Annotated in this window: 10 protein-coding genes and 1 tRNA gene; 6 read left to right on the top strand and 5 right to left on the bottom strand. The window is 66.2% G+C overall.

Going from position 1 to position 17921, the window contains the following annotated elements:
• The first annotated feature begins 12 nt into the window (after positions 1-12).
• The 5 genes from pheT (at position 13) to ABQJ54_RS16155 (ending at position 3809) form a co-directional block, all read left to right on the top strand.
• A complete protein-coding gene (pheT, locus tag ABQJ54_RS16175) occupies positions 13-2391 on the top strand; it encodes a phenylalanine--tRNA ligase subunit beta (protein ID WP_367855340.1) in 2379 nt (792 codons plus the stop codon).
• Position 2392: 1 nt separating this feature from the next.
• Entirely contained in the window at positions 2393-2692 is a 300-nt protein-coding gene (gene ihfA, locus ABQJ54_RS16170; protein ID WP_077481444.1) for an integration host factor subunit alpha, read from the top strand.
• A complete protein-coding gene (locus ABQJ54_RS16165; RefSeq protein ID WP_181301494.1) occupies positions 2673-3029 on the top strand; it encodes a MerR family transcriptional regulator in 357 nt (118 codons plus the stop codon). Before ihfA ends, ABQJ54_RS16165 begins: the two co-directional genes overlap by 20 nt.
• Positions 3030-3117: 88 nt before the next feature.
• Positions 3118-3194: transfer RNA gene (locus ABQJ54_RS16160), tRNA-Pro, on the top strand.
• 303 nt (positions 3195-3497) lie between these two features.
• Entirely contained in the window at positions 3498-3809 is a 312-nt protein-coding gene (locus ABQJ54_RS16155; RefSeq protein ID WP_367855339.1) for a hypothetical protein, read from the top strand.
• A 366-nt stretch (positions 3810-4175) separates the two neighbouring features.
• Here ABQJ54_RS16155 and ABQJ54_RS16150 read toward each other — a convergent pair whose 3' ends face one another.
• Both ABQJ54_RS16150 and ABQJ54_RS16145 read right to left on the bottom strand, forming a co-directional pair.
• Complete coding sequence (locus ABQJ54_RS16150) at positions 4176-4844, bottom strand: hypothetical protein (RefSeq protein ID WP_367855338.1); 669 nt, start codon at positions 4842-4844, stop codon at positions 4176-4178.
• A gap of 90 nt (positions 4845-4934) precedes the next feature.
• Positions 4935-7712, bottom strand: a complete 2778-nt coding sequence (locus tag ABQJ54_RS16145; protein WP_367855337.1) for a DUF5107 domain-containing protein — start codon at positions 7710-7712, stop codon at positions 4935-4937.
• Positions 7713-8175: 463 nt separating this feature from the next.
• Between ABQJ54_RS16145 and ABQJ54_RS16140 the strand changes: the two genes are divergently transcribed.
• Positions 8176-8913 carry a hypothetical protein gene (locus ABQJ54_RS16140; RefSeq protein ID WP_367855336.1) on the top strand — a complete coding sequence of 246 codons (738 nt, stop codon included), beginning with the start codon at positions 8176-8178 and terminating at the stop codon, positions 8911-8913.
• Positions 8914-8953: 40 nt separating this feature from the next.
• On the opposite strand, the gene pbpC is transcribed toward ABQJ54_RS16140, so the two are convergent.
• The 3 genes from pbpC to serA form a co-directional block, all read right to left on the bottom strand.
• Positions 8954-11335 (bottom strand): penicillin-binding protein 1C, encoded by a 2382-nt coding sequence (gene pbpC, locus ABQJ54_RS16135; protein ID WP_437343366.1) that lies wholly within the window; start codon positions 11333-11335, stop codon positions 8954-8956.
• A 53-nt stretch (positions 11336-11388) separates the two neighbouring features.
• Positions 11389-16374: an alpha-2-macroglobulin family protein gene (locus ABQJ54_RS16130; RefSeq protein WP_367855334.1), complete on the bottom strand. Its 4986-nt coding sequence runs from the start codon at positions 16372-16374 to the stop codon at positions 11389-11391.
• Positions 16375-16606: 232 nt separating this feature from the next.
• Complete coding sequence (serA, locus tag ABQJ54_RS16125; RefSeq protein ID WP_367855333.1) at positions 16607-17839, bottom strand: phosphoglycerate dehydrogenase; 1233 nt, start codon at positions 17837-17839, stop codon at positions 16607-16609.
• Between the last annotated feature and the right edge of the window lie 82 nt (positions 17840-17921).

Here is a 17921-nt window from a genome sequence, read left to right as displayed (position 1 = left end):
GAATCGATACGCATGAAATTCTCCGAGAACTGGCTGCGCGAACTGGTCGATGTGCAGGCCGACCGCGCCCAGCTGGCCCATGCATTGACCATGGCCGGCCTGGAAGTGGAAGAGCTCACGCCGCTGGGCGAGGGCCTGGATGGCGTGGTGGTGGCCGAAATCGTCGGCGCCGAGAAGCATCCCGAGGCCGACCGCCTGCAGGTGTGCAAGGTCGACGCAGGGCAGGGCGAGCCGCTGCAGATCGTCTGCGGCGCGCCGAATGCGCGCATCGGCATCAAGGTGCCGCTGGCGACCGTGGGCGCCAAGCTGCCTGGCGGCATCGTCATCAAGGTAGCCAAGCTGCGTGGCGTGGAATCGTTCGGCATGCTGTGCTCGGCCAAGGAGCTGGGCATCGACGCCGATGCATCCGGTCTGCTGGAGCTGCCGGCCGACGCACCCGCTGGCCAACCGCTGGCTGCTTACCTTGGATTGCCCGATGCCAGCATCGAGCTGAAGCTCACGCCGAACCGCCCCGATTGCCTGGGCCTCTACGGACTCGCGCACGACGTGGCCGCGCTGTTCGGCAGCCACGTGAAGACCGGCGAGCAGCCGGCGGCGTTGGTGAGCAGCGAGGCGCGCCGCGGCATCCGCCTGGAGGCCGGCAAGGATGCGCCGCGTTACCTCGGCCGCATCATCGAGGGCATCGACCCCGCCGCGCGCACGCCGTTGTGGCTGGCCGAGCGCCTGCGCCGCGCGGGCCTGCGTCCGATCAGCGTGGTGGTGGATATCACCAACTACGTGATGCTGGAGCTGGGCCAGCCCATGCATGCGTTCGACAACGACAGGCTGGACGGCGACATCGTGGTGCGCCACGCACGCCCGGGCGAGACGCTGAAGCTGCTCGACGGCAGCGAGGCGACGCTGGATGAAGGCTTCGTGCTGATCGCCGACGAGCGCAAGCCGTTGGCCGTGGCCGGCGTGATGGGCGGCCTCGATTCGCGCGTCACCGACGCCACGCACAACATCTTCTTCGAGGCTGCGCACTTCGCGCCGGCGGCGATCATGGGCCGTGCGCGCAAGCTGGGCCTGCACACCGACGCTTCGCATCGCTTCGAACGCGGCGTCGATCCCGAGCTGCCGCGCCGCGCCCTGGAGCGCGCTACCGAACTGCTGCTGGCGATCGCCGGCGGCAAGGCGGGGCCGGTGCTGGTGGCGGAGAACCTGGCCGACCTGCCGCAGCCGGCGCCAGTGACGCTGCGTCGCGCGCGCCTCCGGCGCGTGCTGGGCGTGGACGTGGCCGATGCCGAGGTGGCGCGCATCTTCACCGCGCTGGGCATGCAGGTGGAGCCGCAGGCCGATGGCTGGCGGATCACCGCGCCCAGCAGCCGCTTCGACATCGAGCGCGAGGAAGACCTGGTCGAGGAAGTCGCGCGCATCTTCGGCTACGACAACATTCCCACCGCCACGCCTGCGGGGGCGCTGGCCTTGGCGGCCGAGCCGGAGGCGCGCATCGGCGAACTGGCGTTGCGCGAGCAGCTCGCCGCGCGCGGCTATTTCGAGGCGGTGAACCTGTCCTTCGTCTCCGCCGAACTGCTGGCGCGCTGGAGCCTTGCCGGCCAGGGCGTGCCGCTGGCGAACCCGTTGTCGGCCGATCTTGCGGTGATGCGCCCCTCGCTGCTGCCGGGCCTGGTCGAGGCGCTGCGCCACAACCGTGCGCGCCAGCAGGAGCGCGTGCGGTTGTTCGAAGTCGCCCGGGTGTTCGGGGCGGGCGATCCCCCGGTCGAGACGCCCAGCCTGGCCATCGTCGCCTGCGGCAATGCCCGTGCCGAGCAGTGGGGAGAACCGTCCCGCATGCTGGATTTCTTCGATCTAAAGGGCGACCTGGACGCGTTGCTGGCATGGGGCGGCGAGCCGCAGCGCTGGGCGGCGCATGCCGACGGCCTGCCGGCATGGCTGCATCCGGGGCGTGGTGCCCGCCTCTCGCGCGACGGTGAGACGGTGGGCTGGCTGGGTGCCCTGCATCCCCAACTGGCCAAGGCGCTGGACCTGGGGCCGGACGTGCACGTGCTGGAGCTGGCGCTGGAGCCGCTGCTGGCGCGCCGCCTGCCCAAGGCGCAACCGGTGGCCCGCTTCCCCTCGGTGCGCCGCGACATCGCCGTCGAGGTGCCGGAAAGCGTGGCTTGGTCGTGGATCGGCGAGGTCGTCCGCAGTAGCCTCGGCGAGGTGCTGAAGGAGTTGCGCCTGTTCGATCGCTACAGCGGCAAGGGGGTCGAAGCGGGCCGAAAAAGTCTCGCTATGGGCTTGATTTTGCAGGATGCTTCCCGCACCCTTACCGACAACGACGCAGACAGTTGCGTGCGGCAGGCTGTCGCCGCACTGGAACAGACATGCCAGGCTAAGTTGCGAGGATGAGATGGCGCTGACCAAGGCGGATATGGCCGAGCGGCTTTTCCTGGACGTAGGCCTCAACAAGCGTGAAGCCAAGGAGTTCGTGGACGCCTGTTTCGAGGTGGTTCGCGAGGCTCTGGAAAGGGGAGAACAGGTGAAACTGTCGGGTTTCGGCAATTTCGACCTGCGCGAAAAGAACCAGCGGCCGGGGCGCAACCCCAAGACCGGCGAGGAGATTCCGATCTCGGCGCGCCGGGTGGTGACGTTCCGGCCAGGGCAGAAACTCAAGGTGCGAGTCGAGGGCTATGCTGGACCAAGGGAATAACACCGAACTGCCGCCCATCCCGGCCAAGCGCTACTTCACCATCGGCGAAGTGGGCGAGTTGTGCGGGGTGAAGCCGCACGTGCTGCGCTACTGGGAGCAGGAATTCCCCGCGCTGAACCCGGTGAAGCGCCGCGGCAACCGCCGCTACTACCAGCGTCACGATGTGCTGATGATCCGCCAGATCCGCGCGCTGCTGTACGACGAGGGTTTCACCATCACCGGTGCCCGCGCACGGCTGGAAGGCCCGCAGGCGCGCGTCGAGGCGAGCATGTCGCACCAGATCGTGCACCAGGTACGGCTGGAGCTGGAAGAAGTCCTCGCCCTGCTGCGTCGCTGAGCGCATTCATCTGCTATAGTTCGCGCTTTCCGATCGCATGATCGCGAAGTGCAGAAGGCGGCCACGTTGCCGCCTTTCAAGTCCAAGTCGGGGCGTAGCGCAGCCTGGTAGCGCATTTGCCTGGGGGGCAAAGGGTCGTCGGTTCGAATCCGGCCGCCCCGACCATTCAGCGGTAGGCACTTCGTTTCGCGAGTGCCTGAGTCGTTGATCTGAAAATACGGCGTTTCTGGTGATCGCGCCAACTCCAAAACCCCACGTCTCTTTGCTACGTCGCGCTGCTACGTCAGGTCAATTACCGACTGCGAGGATGTGCGCGTGGAATACGATGTCTACGGCGCACCGGATGCCGGCTACGATGGCGGTGGTGGCGGCGGTTGCGACGACTAAGAGTCGTCGAGGAGGGGCTTACGGAGTGACGGGCTTGGTGTGCCGTGCTCTCCCTATTGCCTCGTGTCACCGGAGCGATGCATGAAGTTGAATCTTGGCTTTGATGCCAGCATCAGTCGAGGGCAGCGGATTTGGGCTGGAGTCCTCGTGCTGTTAGCCGTTGTTGCATTCTTGACACAGCGGCCTCCCGCGTCGCTATTTTCAGGTTGCGGGTGTCTTTTATATGCGTGGTCGCTGATGTGCTACCCGGCCCCTGGCTTTCGTTCTACGGTGAGCGACATGTATCAATCGGCCAGGCGCGGCACGTGGTTCACGCCGAAGTACGCACGGCTGGTCATGCTCCTGGCCGTCATATTGATGCTGGTTGGTATTTTCGTCCCATTTGGACACTGATACGCCCCGGCTAGTTGTGTACCAATTGGGTTGGTCACCACGTCAGGCCAAGTGCCTTTCCAGCGTCACGTTGCCGCCACGTGAGCGTTCCGCGGTTATCCAGCATCTTTCGTAGCGCTCATCCTTGTACTCGACGACTTCCGTGCTGCGAGTGTCCGAATGAGCTCTATCTGGCTCGCGCTCAAGCTGTTTATGGGGGCTCAGCGAGAGGACGCCAGCCTGCCGAAGTCCTCCAGCCGGTCCACCTCGGTCCCATCTCCTCTGTCTTGATGTCTACCCCAAGGGTGCCTCGCTTCCTGATGGTTACCCATTCCGACCGCTCAATAGCGGTAGACGGCTGAGTGCCTTGTTTCGCGGTATCACCGGCTAGCAGTGTGCTGCTATGGATCGCCACCGAGAGAACCAGTCACGCAACACTTTCATGGCCCGGTTTGTGCCACGCGAACGTGTCGGCCTGAACCTGGGGTCGATGTGTTCGATGCCATCAAACAGAGATGGCTGGCAGCGTTGCTTCTCGGCGGCGAGAGCAACGCGATTGCGCAGTGTCTTGGTGCAGCCTAGAAGCAGGTGGGCGGCCAGCCCCTTGAAGTCCCAGCTCCATTCGATCAGCAGCAACGTGTAGGCGGAGGCTTCCGAGTAGCTAGCTTGCACGGTTTCCAATTGCTGTTGGTGGTCCTCGGCCATGACTTGCCGTGTCAGGGGGTCTTCGGTCTCTGGCGCTGCCAGCTGGCTGGACAGCTTGGCGCCTGTGGTCAATTCGCCGGTGTCGTCGTCCCAGCCAGCATCGAGCTTGATGCTGTACTGCATAGTCTTGTCGGCATATCTCACGAACCTGGCGTACAGCCAACCAAGCAGGATGCTTTGGTCGGAAGCCAGTGTGAGATCGAGCATGCGGTTCATCTTTTCCTCGATCTCCATCGTGAGGAAGAAGGCCTCGGAGAGCAGCTCGTCCGCCTCCATTTCGCCGTTCGTGGCACGTGCGATGCGTCGCAGGTCTTTTCGCCGCTCCAGCCGAAACGTTTCGAATCCCTGCATAGGCTGCACATGCCGTGGTGGTCATGTCGAAGCATTGTGCTGAGAAGTGTGCTGGATTTATCAGGCGGGCATCACGTTCGGCCAGGCGGATTACGGATGCTGCCGCACTGGGACATCCGCCGGCTTGCCCTTCGATTCCGGCACCAGCGGCGCTGCGCCTTCTTTGCGCGGCAGGAAATGTTTGGCCAGCAAGGCATCGGCCTGATCGTCCTTGCCGTCTTCGCGCAATGCATTGACCAGAGCACGCACGAGATCGGTGGGCATGTCCGCATCCGCGGGGAATTTCTCCAGCATGGCGACGCGCTGGGCGGCGGGTTTGCCCATTTGCCGCATGGCCTTGTCCATGCCGGTGTAAAGCGCGGGGTTGGCCGGGTCGGTCTGGAAGCCGTGCTGGAACACGGTGGCCGCTTCCGAGGGTGACTGCCTGATCTCCAGCAGCGCGCGGCCGAGGCTGGCGTCGAGCGATGGGATATCGGGGTTGAGCGACGCGGCGCGGCGCCATTCCGCGATGGCCTGGTCGGTGATGCCCTTGGAGAACAGCAGCGTTCCCAGCAGGTAGTGCGCGGATGCGTCGGAAGGATTCCCCGCCAGCGCTGCGCGCAGAACCTGCAGCGTTTCGCGCCTTTCGGGAAACACGTAGCGTAACGGCATGCGCGCAGCAGCCTGGTAGTCGGCCAAGCCGGACTGGCCCATCTGCTCGCGGCAATATCCCCGGTAATAAGCAAGCAAGGGATACCGGCCGGGCGGCACGGTGCCCGGCTCGGCTTCGTCAGCCGGCGCGGCAGGATATTGGCGGGTGAGCAGCGCGAGCGAATCGGCATAGAGCCCCAGCCGGTTGTACTGGATCACCAGATCGATAATCCGGTTCGGATCGCTGGCGAGGTGCTTGTCGAACTGCGCATCCGGATGTCCCAGGATGGCTTGCTCGTTCCGCAGGAAACCGCTGGTGGGATAGGTGGCCAGTGCGGTGGCCACCAGCTGGCGTGCGCGATCGGTCGGGCCCAGGGCGCGCCGCACGGCGACCACGTCTTCGATGCAGCGCTGGGCAACCGTGTTGGCGGTATCCGGATGGCATACATGGGTCAGCACATCGTCGTGGGCCCGTGCGAAATCCTTGTCCTTGATGAGCAGCTCGGCCAGCAACACGCCTGCCGCCGCCCGGTAGGACGGATCGCGATAGGCGGCCTCGAATTCGAGGCGCGCCTCCTGCGGATGATCGAGGGCGGCTTCCGCGATGCCGCGGTAGTAACGCGTTTCCCCGTCCCAGGTGGCGCGGTCTTCGACTTGCTTCAGCAGGCGCGATGCTTCGTCGAAGCGGAACAGGTTCACGTCCAGCCGGCCCTGCGCCTTCAGCAGGGGCAGGCTGTCCGGGGATGCCGCGAGCGCTTGTGCATAGGTTTTCCGGGCGGCGATCAATTGGCCCTGCAGTTCTTCGTTCGTGCCGCGTTCGAGCAGGCCGTCGCTTGTATCGGGTGGTTGATAGGTGGTCTGCGGACCAGTATGGACCTCGTTGCGCGGGGTCCAGTCGTACTGGTCCTCCGTGTGCTTGAGAAGCACTTCGTGCTGGTCGCTTTCGAGGACGAAGGTGTACTTCTTCGCCGGAGAAAGGTCGTCGAGCGTGTGTCGCCAGGTCTTGGCCGGGTCGAGCGTTGCCGTTGCCTGGAAGACCGTGCTGGTTCCGTCGAGAACCCGGATGCTCGCATCGGGGAAGCGGCGGTTGGCATTGAAGGCCACCACCAGCGCTTCATGTCCCGTGGCATCGCGCTTCCGCGACATGAACACGACGCCATTCAGGTTGGCACGCGAGATGCCGCCGATCCCGTGCACCGGCATCCAGTATTCGGAAAAGTGGATGATCTGCTCGGGTTGCAGGAAGCCGTAGGTTTCCTGGTTGCGGAAAAGTCCGGCCTGCACTTCCGCATACGCGCTGTCGTTGTCGGAAAGCACGTGGCGCCACGCAAGACCATCCGCATTGGTGCCCCAGGTCCAGATCTTCTTTGCCGGCAGATCCGCGTAGTTGGCGTAGTGGACGACGCCGGCGTCCGTGTCCGGGTCGTAGATGCCCATGAAGGGCTCGCGGCTGCCGTAGATGAAGCGCGACACGGGGCCATCCTTGTGGTTGCCGACGATGCTGAGGTCCATGCCTTTCGCATTCACCGGCCACGTGTCGATGTCCTTGAAGCCATGGCTGGCCGTGAACTGCATGGGGTACCAGATCTTCGAATCGTCATGGACCTGCACGCCCGCGTTGTTCCACCAGTAGAACCGATGCCGCAGTTCGCTGGGGTTGGACAGCGTCACGCGTTCTTCCAGCACGGTGCTGCCCGGGCGCAGCACCAGCTGGACCGTCCACTCCATGCCGTAGACGCGATCGCGATTGCCGACCGTCACCGATGCGCTGCCGTCCGGATCCTGCGCGTAGGACCAGTCGACGGGTGAGAGGGAAACCCAGTTGTGCGACACCGGGAAGTTGAACTCGACGCCGAACGCCGACCACGCGCCGCGATAGCCGATCAGCGCCTTTTTCAATGTCGGATTGGCATAGAACATCGGCTTGCCGTTGATCTTGTCGACGCACGTGTAGATGTGCCCGCCAAGGTCCGGAAGGATCGTGCACTTCAGGTATTCGTTCTCGAGGAAAAGCGCGCGCCAGAGATGGTTGGTCTCCGTGTTGCGCACGTCTTCGCGCAGCGTGTAGGGGTAGCTGAAATTGGCGGTGCCGTAGACGTCGAACGGCGGATTCTCGTCGGGCGGACCTTCCTCCGATGCCGCAAGCGGCATCTGCCCCTGCCAGACGCGGACCTGTGCATGCAGGGAGAGCGGACCCAGCAGTAGCAGGATGCAGAGACTCAACCGTGAACGCGTCATGACCTTCACCCTGTCGTGTGTGGCTGGTTGTCGAAGCCCGCGCCTTGCGGCGTGATCCGTGCAGAGGCTGCCGAGCTCCTGGATCGACACGCCGCCCACGTCAGGGCATGCAACACCGATGCTGAGAAGCATGAGCGCACCCCCTCATGACTAACGTGCAATTCCCTTTGATTTCTTTTCCGTCGGCAGTTTTGCTGCGATCTTCAAGCTAAAAGAAAGTAAATCTATCATTTTCGAATATAAACGAAAGTCATGCGGTTGCAAGCAGCTTGATCCGCCAAGGCACGCGGCTCGTGCCACCGGCGTTGCGTCGGAGGGCAGGTTTGGCGAACTGCCGCTGCATGGATGCGTTGGCGCAGTGCGCGTCATCGGGAGTGTTTTTCGCCTTTCGCGGAAGGCGCAGGAAATTGCAGGACGGCCCGGCTAGGCTGCGGCATCGGGTCCATCCACGAGGAGATGCCGCATGCCGTCGAACAGCTGCCATCCGAATGCGCCACACGAGAAGCTCAAGGCACCCGACTGGTATGTCTCGGCGCTGATGATGGATCGCGCGCTGGATGCGATCCTGCGCCGTGTGAAGAAACTTGATCGCGAGCACGACATTCCCTACCTCGCCGGCTACAGCCAGGACGGCAAGACGATCTACATCGACCGCCACCTGCCGAAGAGCTTCACGTTCCGCGGCCGCACGATCGAGGTGGACCGCTTCCTGGTCCTGCACGAGGAAGTGGAGAAGACCCTGATCGACCAGTTGGGCCTGCACTACCTGCACGCGCACCAGATCGCCACCCGCGCCGAGGAGGCCGCAGTGAACGCGCAGCGCGTCACCTGGCAGGCCTACGACCGCTTCATGCAGAAATACGTGAAGTCCATCGGCGACGAGCGCCTACAGAAGGTGCCGGCCGACCTCGACCTGAAACCCTATCGCGACTACCACGACTACGAGCTGCTGCGGCAGATGGCGGCGCATATCGACGATGTGCCGGGGATGGGCGACAAGGCGAAGGCGGAGTTGAAAAGCTATGCGGCGGCCTTCCGCGAACAGCGGCGCGACGAACAGCGGCTCGCCCGGAAGACGGACGCATCGGCGGGTGTGCGTCGCGGGTCCGCGGCGAAAAAAGCGGCAGCCGGAACCGCCGGGCCCGCGAAGGCCGGCAAGCCGAAAACCAGGCGTCGCGGCATCGCCGCATCGTCCAGGTGACTCCTCCGGGGCGGCGCAAGCGGATCGAGGCCAGGCAGTCTCAGGGTTTGTCGACGTGCACGGAAAGATGGGCAAAAGCGCCGTTGCGGGTCAGTGCGGTGATCTGGTGATCGCCTGCCTGCGGCAAGGCCAGGCGCATGTCGGCGTGGCCGAGGCTGCTTCCCTGCAGGCGGCCGTCGAGCAGCCATTGCACTTCCCCCGCGATACCGAGCGCCTGCAGGGTCACGCGCAGTGGCGTGGTGCTGTTCGGCGCCTGCCGCAGCCGCGCGCCATCGCCGAGTCCGGCGATGCGGATGGAACTGGCGACGTCGAGCGAGTCCGGGGCGCAGCCGGAGGCGAGTGGCGGCAGGGCGGCATGCGCGGCATCGTCGGCGCTCAGCCACGGAGTCGCCAGAGCGGGCCAGCGGGCGATCTGGATCGCGTGCTGGCCCTTGCCATGGCAGGTGGCGCTCAGGCGGTGCCCGGTGGCGTCGACCCGTACGGTTACCAGGCCGGCCGACCAGGCCGTGAGATCGCGTTCGGCGAAGGTCGGCGGCAGTGCGCCGTCAAGGGTCCATGCGCTGCGTCGCTGGCGACACAGGGCCGGCGGCGTACTGGACGCGGCACCGCCCAGCGGCCAGCAGATGTCCACCTTGCGCACGCTGGCAGGTTGCGCGACGTAGACATGGTGGTCGGGCAACATGCCGACGACGTCGAACATCAGCGGCAGCGAGGTCACCGCGCCGTACTGGCCCGGGGACGGCGTGCCGTCGGGACGGCCGATCCACACGCCGACGGTCCAGCCATCGGCGACGCCGATGGCCCAGGCATCGCGGTAGCCGTAACTCGTGCCGGTTTTCCACGCCACTGCACCGTGCCGGTTGACCGTACCCTCCATCGGGGCGCCGTCGACATCGGCCGGGTTGGTCGCCAGGATGTCGCGGATGATCCATGCCGCGCCGGGTGAAAGCAGGCGGCGGGCTTGTCTGGGTTGTCCCGGCATGTAACGCGGCGCGCCTGCGATGCCGCCGTTGGCGAGCGCGGTGTAGGCGCCCACCAGATCTTCCAGCCGCGCCGAGGCGCCGCCCAGGATGATGGACAGGTTCGGTTGCGCGCCCTGCGGCAACTCCAGGTCGATGCCGCCATTCGCCAGTCGCGCCACGAAACGCTTAGGGCCCACGTGGTCGAGCACATCCACCGCCGGCACGTTGAGCGAACGCTGCAAGGCCTCGGCCACGCTGACCGGGCCACTGAACGTCTCATCGAAATCACCCGGCTTGTAGCCCCCGAAATCCTGCGGAGCGTCGACCAGCAGGCTTTGCGAGGTAATGAGACCATCGTCGAGCGCGAGCCCGTACAGGAAGGGCTTGAGCGTGGAGCCCGGCGAACGCGGTGCGCGCACCATGTCGACGTGACCCAGGCGCTGCACGCTGCCGAACTCGGCCGTACCCACGTAGACGCGCGCCGCCAGCGAGGCATTGTCGACCACCAGCACCGCGGCAGAGGTGCGGGGCGGCAGCCGTGCGAGATAGTTGCTGACGCGATCTTCCACCGCACGCTGCAGGTTCGCATCGATGGTCGTGACGATGCGCCTGGATTTCGGATGTAGCTGGTGCAGTCGCTCGGCCAGCAGCGCCGCTTCCAGGGGGGCGCGCAGCGAGCGCGCGACCACCGGTTCCATTTCCGCGTCGCGAACCACGGCCTCGCTCCACAAGCCTTCGTCGTGCATGCGCCTGAGCACCTTGTCGCGTGCACGCCTTGCTGCCTCGGGGTGCCGGTCGGGGCGCAGCAGGCTGGGCGATTGCGGCAGCACCGCCAGCAAGGCGGCTTCGGCATGCGAGAGCCGGCTGGCCGGCTTGCCCAGGTACGCCCACGACGCCGCCTCGACGCCCTGGATCGGCCCGCCGAAGGGCGCATGGTTGAGATAAAGATCGAGGATCTGTGCCTTGCTCAGATGCGCTTCGAGCTGGAGCGCGCGGAAAATCTGCACGAACTTGCCCGCGACCGTGTGCGGCATCGGCATGATGATGCGCGCCACCTGCATCGTCAGCGTCGAACCGCCGGACACGATGCGACCCTCGCGCAATGAAAGGGCCGCGCCGCGCGCCAGCGCATACGGATTGACGCCCGGAAGCCGGTAGAACCAGCGGTCCTCGTAGGTGAGCAGGGCAGAGAGATAAAGCGGCGACACCTTGCCTGCCGTGGTCGGGTAGCGCCACACGCCGTCGCTGTCGGCGAACGCGCGCAGCGGCATGCCGTCGCGCGCGAGCACCACGGTGCTGCCGGTATCGGGCGCCGGCAGCTTGAGGGGAAACAGGCGATCCAGTAGCACGGCCAGCAAAAGCAGCGCGGCCATACCTGCGGTCGCGATACGCAACCACCGGCGCAGTCGTGCGATGAAGGGTTTGGCTTGGTGGCCGGTCACGAGTGATGCGGGATCCATGTGGCTCATCGGCCGGAGGGACACGCGGGGGTGCCGCGCGCCCCTCCGGCGACTCAGGGTTCCACGACCTTGAGCGACGTGACCTGGATCGCACCGATGCCGCGCACGGCCGGCCGGTACATGTCCTCCACCAGCGGCGGTGGAACGGTGTACGTGCCCGGCGTCACCGCGCGTACCAGGTAGAACACGTGCGCCGGCTGGCCGCGGCGCAGCCGGAGGGCGGCATCGTAGCGATCGTCGCGGTACTCCTCGTGCACGATGTCGGCGGCGCCCGTGTGCTGGTCGAGGTTGATCCCGTCGACCACCACGCCCTGCCATTGCCGTGCGCCATCCAGGTTGAGGTTTTCCACTTCCAGGCCGCCGGGCAGCAGGTCGGTGACCATCGCATCGGGCATGTCCATGCGTGCTTCGATGGTCAACTCGACGATCAAGCTATCGCCCTCCTTGAGCGTGTCGCCGGTCCATGGCTTGCCGTCCGTGGTGAAGTAGCCGCGGCGCACGTCGACCTGGCTGGCATCGGCCGCGGGTGCTTTCGACGGGATGCCCGCGACATCGAACGTCGCGAACACGGTGGCCTTGCCGGCAGGCTGGATGGCCACGCCGCTGGCAAGCTCGGCGGGCGTCAGGTTGCGGGTCCACATGAATTTGTCCGCCGGCACCTGCTCGACCTTGCCGCCCACGTCCAGCGACGCGGCGAGCGGCGCGTTGCTCCCCGCGTCGAAGGCATGCGCCACGCGCGCGATGGCCACCTGCTCCTGCGTGCTGAGGTAGGACCACGACCAGTGGTAGTAAGGGATCTTCTGCTGGGTGGCGCGCACGTTGGCCGTGGCGTTGCGCGCCCAGTCGATGAGCTTGGCGTCGTAGGCGGCCTTGTTCATCCCGTAGCTGTGCGTGAGCGCCACCATCACGGCCAGGTCGCGCAACTCCGAGCCGTAGTCGCCCACGTACCAGGGGCGCTCCTTGTTCCATGCGAACGCTTCGTCGATGGCCTTCTGTGCGCGTTCGTTGTCGCCCATCAGTTTCAGCGCGATGCCCAGGTGCACGAGGGGCAAGGGCGCGACCAGCTTCTGGCGGTCGTTGTCGAAGATCGCGCGCAGCGTGCCCAGCGGCGCGCGGTTGACGCGTGCCAGCACGAAGCCGGAATAGGCCTCGTCCGCGATGCGCATGTGGTCGTGGTGTTCGTAGCCGTAATACGGATGGCCGCCGGCGAGCAGGTCGTCGCTGAGGCGTTGCAGCGCTTTCTGCAGCACGTCCTGCGGCACGGCGAAACCGGCATCGCGCGCGTCGAGCATGAAGTCGACCACGTAGGGCGTCATGAAGGTTTCGATCGGGCTGCTGCCGCCCCAGAAGCTGAAGTGCCCGTTGCTGGCCTGGAACGACGCGATGCGGGCGAGGGCGCTTTCCACCGCCGCCTGGCGCTGGGCATCGGTCAGGCCCGGCACGCCGAGCGCCTTGGCGGTCTTCTCATCCATGTAGAGCGCCGCATAGCCCTTGCTGGTGGTCTGCTCGATGCAGCCGTAGGGATACTCCAGGAGATGGCGCAGGGCGCTGTTGTAGGGCAGCGGCGGCAGCGTGCTGAGGGTGAGCTGGGTGCGCACCGTCGCCGGGATCAGCCCGGCCAGCGAGCCGTCGAGGCGCGCGGGTTTGCCGTCCTCGATGGCCATGGGCGTGGTACGAACGGTCTCCGGCCAGGCCGGGCGCACGGCGAATTCGAAGTGCCGGTCGACCTGGTAGTCGTTGAGCCGGGCATGGATGTCGAGCGTCGCCACGCCGGCGCCACCCTCGGCGGTCACCGGCATCAGCAGGGTCGTGCTGGCGCCATCCTTCAGCGGCACCTCGCGGGCGGCATCACTGACCTTGATCAGGTTGCCCGCCTTCACGCTGATCCTGGCCACGCCGTCCTTGCCGGACAGGTTCTTCAGGTCCACGCTGATTTCCGCCTTGTCGCCGGCGGCCATCACGCGCGGCGTGCTGGGTTCGACCACCAGCGGCGCGCGCACCGTGACGTTGCCGTCGGCGTTGCCGAAGCGCCGGTCGGTGTAGGCCAGCGCGGCGAGGCGCAGGCTGCCGTTGAAGTCCGGCACCTGGACGTGCAGCGTGGCCTTGCCCTGGGCGTCGAAGGCGACCGGGCCGGCGAACAGGTCGACGATCCGCACCTTCGGGTTCAGCCGTGCCGCATGCGGCAGGCCCTTGCCGCCCATGTCGCCGCCGTAGCGGAGCTTGCCGGTGGCGCCGTCCATCGCCTCGATCACGCGGCTGTAGAGGTCGTAGGCGTCGACGCCGAGCGCACGCTTGGCGAACATCCAGGCCCACGCATCCGGTACCGGGTAGTTGGTGATGTTGAGCACGCCCTGGTCGACCGCCGACAGCGTGACGTAGGCACGCTGTCCGGCGAGGCCCTGCGCCTGCGCGGTGACGTCCAGCGGGTTGCCCGGGCGCATCAGTGCCGGCGCTTCGAGCTTGAGCGGGATGCGCCGGTCGTTGCGGTCCATCGTGACGTGCTCGATGCCCATCGCGCGCGCCGGCGTGGTGTGCTCGGTGGCTTTGCCGCCGCGGAACACCAGCGCGACGACATACACGTCGTGACGCTCCCAGTCCCTGGTCACCGGGATCTCGAATGTGGCGCCCGCGGTGGCATTGATATCGCGGGTGTAGAGCAGGTGGTCCGATTCCACCAGCAGCACGCCGGGGCCGTCGTGCGGCGGCGTGACGGTGACCTTCATGGTGTCGCCGGCGCGGTAGCGCGCCTTGTCCAGCGCCAGCTTCACCTTGTCCGGTCGCGCCTCCTTGCCGAGGTTCTCGTCGTCCCAGCTGTAGCCGGCGAAGAACGGATAGACCGTGGTCAGCCGGGTGGCGGGATCGTAGACCTCCAGCCGATAGCCGCCCCATTCCACGGGGAAATCGACCTGGACGCGCTGGCCCGCGGCGACATCGACATCTTTTTCGTCGATCTCCTGCAACTGCACGTTGTCGTTGGACTTCCAGTTGTCCCCGTGTTCGTACAGCCAGTAGAAATCGCGGATCTCGCGCTGCAGCCGGACTTTCAGGTGCGAACCCGCCACCAGCTTGCCGTCCACGTTCGCGCGCAGGATCTCGAACGACGCCCGTCCCTCGCTTTCCGCGCCCTGGGCCGGATCGAACAGCGGACGGATGCCGACCAGTTCGGGGGCCGGCCAGTACACGCGATCGAGGATGCGCGTGACCGCGCGGCCGCCGGTTTCATACACACTGCCCGACAGCGTCATGGTCAGCGGCGCCACGGGCTTCACATCGTCCGGCAGGGCGATGTCCTGTTCGAGGTGGCCCTGGGCATCGAGCTTGGTGTCCACTACGTCGTTCGCGCTCTTGGGCAGGTCGACCAGCGGATTGCCGAAGAAGGTATCGGGCAGGTTCGCCAGCGGATGCACTTCGGGCTTCACCAGCAGCTTGGCGGTGAAGCGATTGCCGTCGGCAGGCGCGCCGTACAGGTAGCTGGAGTTCACCACCAGCTTGAACGGTTCGCCGGGGGCCAGCCGCGCCTGCGGGCTGGCCAGGTCCACCTTCATGCGTTCGGGTAGGAATTCCTCGACATGGAAGGGGAACGCCTGCACGGCCTCCTTGCTGCCCGGGTCCAGCCGGAATTCGAGCTGCCAGAGTCCGGTGGGCGCGTCCTCGGGAATGACCTGGCTGAGTTCGAAATAATTGAGGTCGCGGGGATCCAGCCGGGTGTCGACCAGGCTGCGCCCGTCCGGCTGCTTGAGCCGCACGAACAGCGCCTGCGGCTTCATCGGGTTGCCGTCGTAATCGCGCAGCAGGGCCGATGCGTGCAGCGTCTCGCCGGGGCGGTACAGGTCGCGCCCGGACCAGGCGAATACTTCGAACGGCCGCTGGGGGCGGCCGGTGACGTCGAAGTTGGAGACATCCAGCGCGGGGCGGTTGAACGGCAGCACCGAGACGTCCTTGCCGTGCCGGGCGATCAGCACGTCCGACGGTTCCACCTTGTAGGCGATCAGGGCGTTGCCATCGCCATCGGTGGTGGCCTTCAGTTTGGCCGTGCCATTGGCGTCGTCGATCTCCACGTCGACGCCGCTGACCGGCGTACCGTCTTCCAGGGACGCGACGTGGAGCAGCGCATTGTTGCGGTAGACGCGAAGGTGCAGGCCCAGGTCGCTGACGAAGAAGATCGCGGTGTCGTAGCCGCCCGCGAACGTGCCGCCCTGCTTGAGCACCGCCATGTACACGCCCGGCTGGGCAAGCTGCGGAATGTCCTGCACTGGGATGTAGGTGATGGTGCGTGCGTTTTCATCGCCGCCCAGGGTGTAGTGGTTGGCGTAGACCGAGTCGCCCATGTCGGTGATCGGACGTCGTACGCGATCGCCGTGCTCGCAGCGATCCCAACCGCTGATCTGATGATCGAGCTCGTAGTCGCCCCGGTGCTTGTTGGTGGGATAGGCGCAGAACAGGTCCGACAGTGCGTCATCGTGGACGCGGAAAAACTCGATGTCGGCGTCGTGTACGTTCACCGATACCAGCGGCAGGCCGCGCGAGCCGCGTGCCGGCAGCACGCTGCCCATCGAGGCGAAGCCCACGGCGGCCTGCAGGTTGCCGGAATAGACGTCGTGCTTGATCTCGCGCCCCAGCGTGCGCCCGTCGGCGGCCAGCAGTCCGGCGTGCAGGACCACGGCGTAGTGCTGGTTCGGCGACACGAACGGGAAGCTCAAGGTCTTGCCGTCGTCCTGCAGCACCCAACTGCCACTGACGACCTCGCCGTTGGGTCCGGTCACGGCAATCTGCTGGTCGAAGGACTGGGCGGAGGCCAGTGCGTTGCTGAAATGCAGCGCAATGGCGCTGCGCGTACCGGTCGACTGCGGACTGGCCGTGAGCAGCGCAAAGGGCCGCGCTTTTGCGGAATGGCTCGAAGTGCTTGCGGCGGGCGCACCCTGCAGTGCCGGCTTGCCCCCTTCGTGGTGCCCGCATGCGGCCAGCAGGCCGAGCATGAGCAGTACACCGATCCCCCCCATGCCGCTGCGCACGCAGCGGCCGATCGACAGACGCGCCATGGAACTCTCCCTGAGTCTGTCCAGGAGTGTCGCATGCATTTGTGGCGGCGCAGGGGCCGGGACGTGGCGACCCGATTCCAGCGGGCTTCGAGCAGGCTCCTGGGACCAGCGTGGTGTCTACGAGCAGCCGCCACCCGGTGCGGGTGACGGGAACAGGGCACTGGCCTGTCCCTGTGCCCTGCCTGTCAGCAGGGGCGCCCTGCCGACTCTGGCCGCGAAGCCATCCTCGCGCTCAATAGAGTACGCGCGTGCGCAGCGTCCCCGAAATGGCGGCAAGCTTGTCCTTCAACAGCGCGGCTTGCTGTTCGTCGGCAGAGACGTCGATCACCACGTAACCCACTTCCGCGTCGGTCTGCAGGAACTGCGCGTCGATGTTGATGTTGCCCGCGGAGAACAGTTCGTTGATGCGCGAAAGCACGCCGGGCACGTTCTTGTGGATGTGCAACAGGCGGCGGCTGCGCGGATGTTCGGGCAGCGACACCTCGGGGAAATTCACCGCCGACAGGGTGGAGCCGTTGTCGCTGTAGCGCACCAGCTTGCTCGCCACCTCGATGCCGATATTGTCCTGCGCCTCCAACGTGCTGCCGCCGATATGCGGGGTGAGGATCACGTTGTCCAGGCCCACCAGCGGCGACACGAAGGGATCGTCGTTGCCCTTGGGTTCGACCGGGAACACGTCCACCGCGGCGCCCGCCAGATGGCCTTCGCGCAGCGCCGCCGCCAGCGCCTCGATGTCGACCACGCTGCCGCGCGAGGCGTTGATCAGCAAGGCGCCCTTGCGCATCGCGGCAATTTCCCCGGCGCCGCACATCAGCTTCGTGGCCGGGGTTTCCGGCACGTGCAGGGTCACCACGTCGGATCGCTGCAGCAGGTCGGCGAGCCCGGCGGCGGCCTGTGCGTTGCCCAGCGCCAGTTTGGTTTCCACGTCGTGGAAGATCACCCGCATGCCCAGGCTCTCGGCGAGCACGCCCACCTGGGTACCGATGTGGCCGTAGCCGATCACGCCCAGCACCTTGCCGCGCGCCTCGTAGCTGCCGGCGGCGGACTTGCTCCAGCCGCCGCGGTGGCACTGCGCATTCCGCTGCGGTATGCCGCGCAGCAGCATGATCGCCTCGGCGATCACCAGCTCGGCCACGCTGCGCGTGTTGGAGTAGGGCGCGTTGAACACCGGGATGCCCAGCCGTTCGGCCTCGGGCAGCTCGACCTGGTTGGTGCCGATGCAGAAGCAGCCGGCCGCGATCAACCGCTTGGCGTGGCGCAGCACTCCGGCGGTGAGCTGGGTGCGCGAGCGCAGACCCACGAGATGGGCGTCGGCGATGCGCTCCAGCAGCTTCGCCTCGGGCAGCGACTTCTCGTGGTACTCGATGTTGCTGTAGCCGGCGCGCTCGAACACCTCCACCGCGGTGCGACTCACGCCCTCCAGCAGCAGCACCTTGATGTCTTGCCGTGGGAACGAGGTCTTCATGGCGGCTCCGGCGCGAGGGGAGCTGTTACTATGCCAGAATTGCGGCATCGCAGCACAGAAGTTTTGGACGTCTGAACGCATG

This window comes from Rhodanobacter lycopersici, assembly GCF_040812335.1.
GTDB lineage: Bacteria > Pseudomonadota > Gammaproteobacteria > Xanthomonadales > Rhodanobacteraceae > Rhodanobacter_A > Rhodanobacter_A lycopersici.
This window is presented reverse-complemented; position numbering and strand designations above follow the sequence as displayed.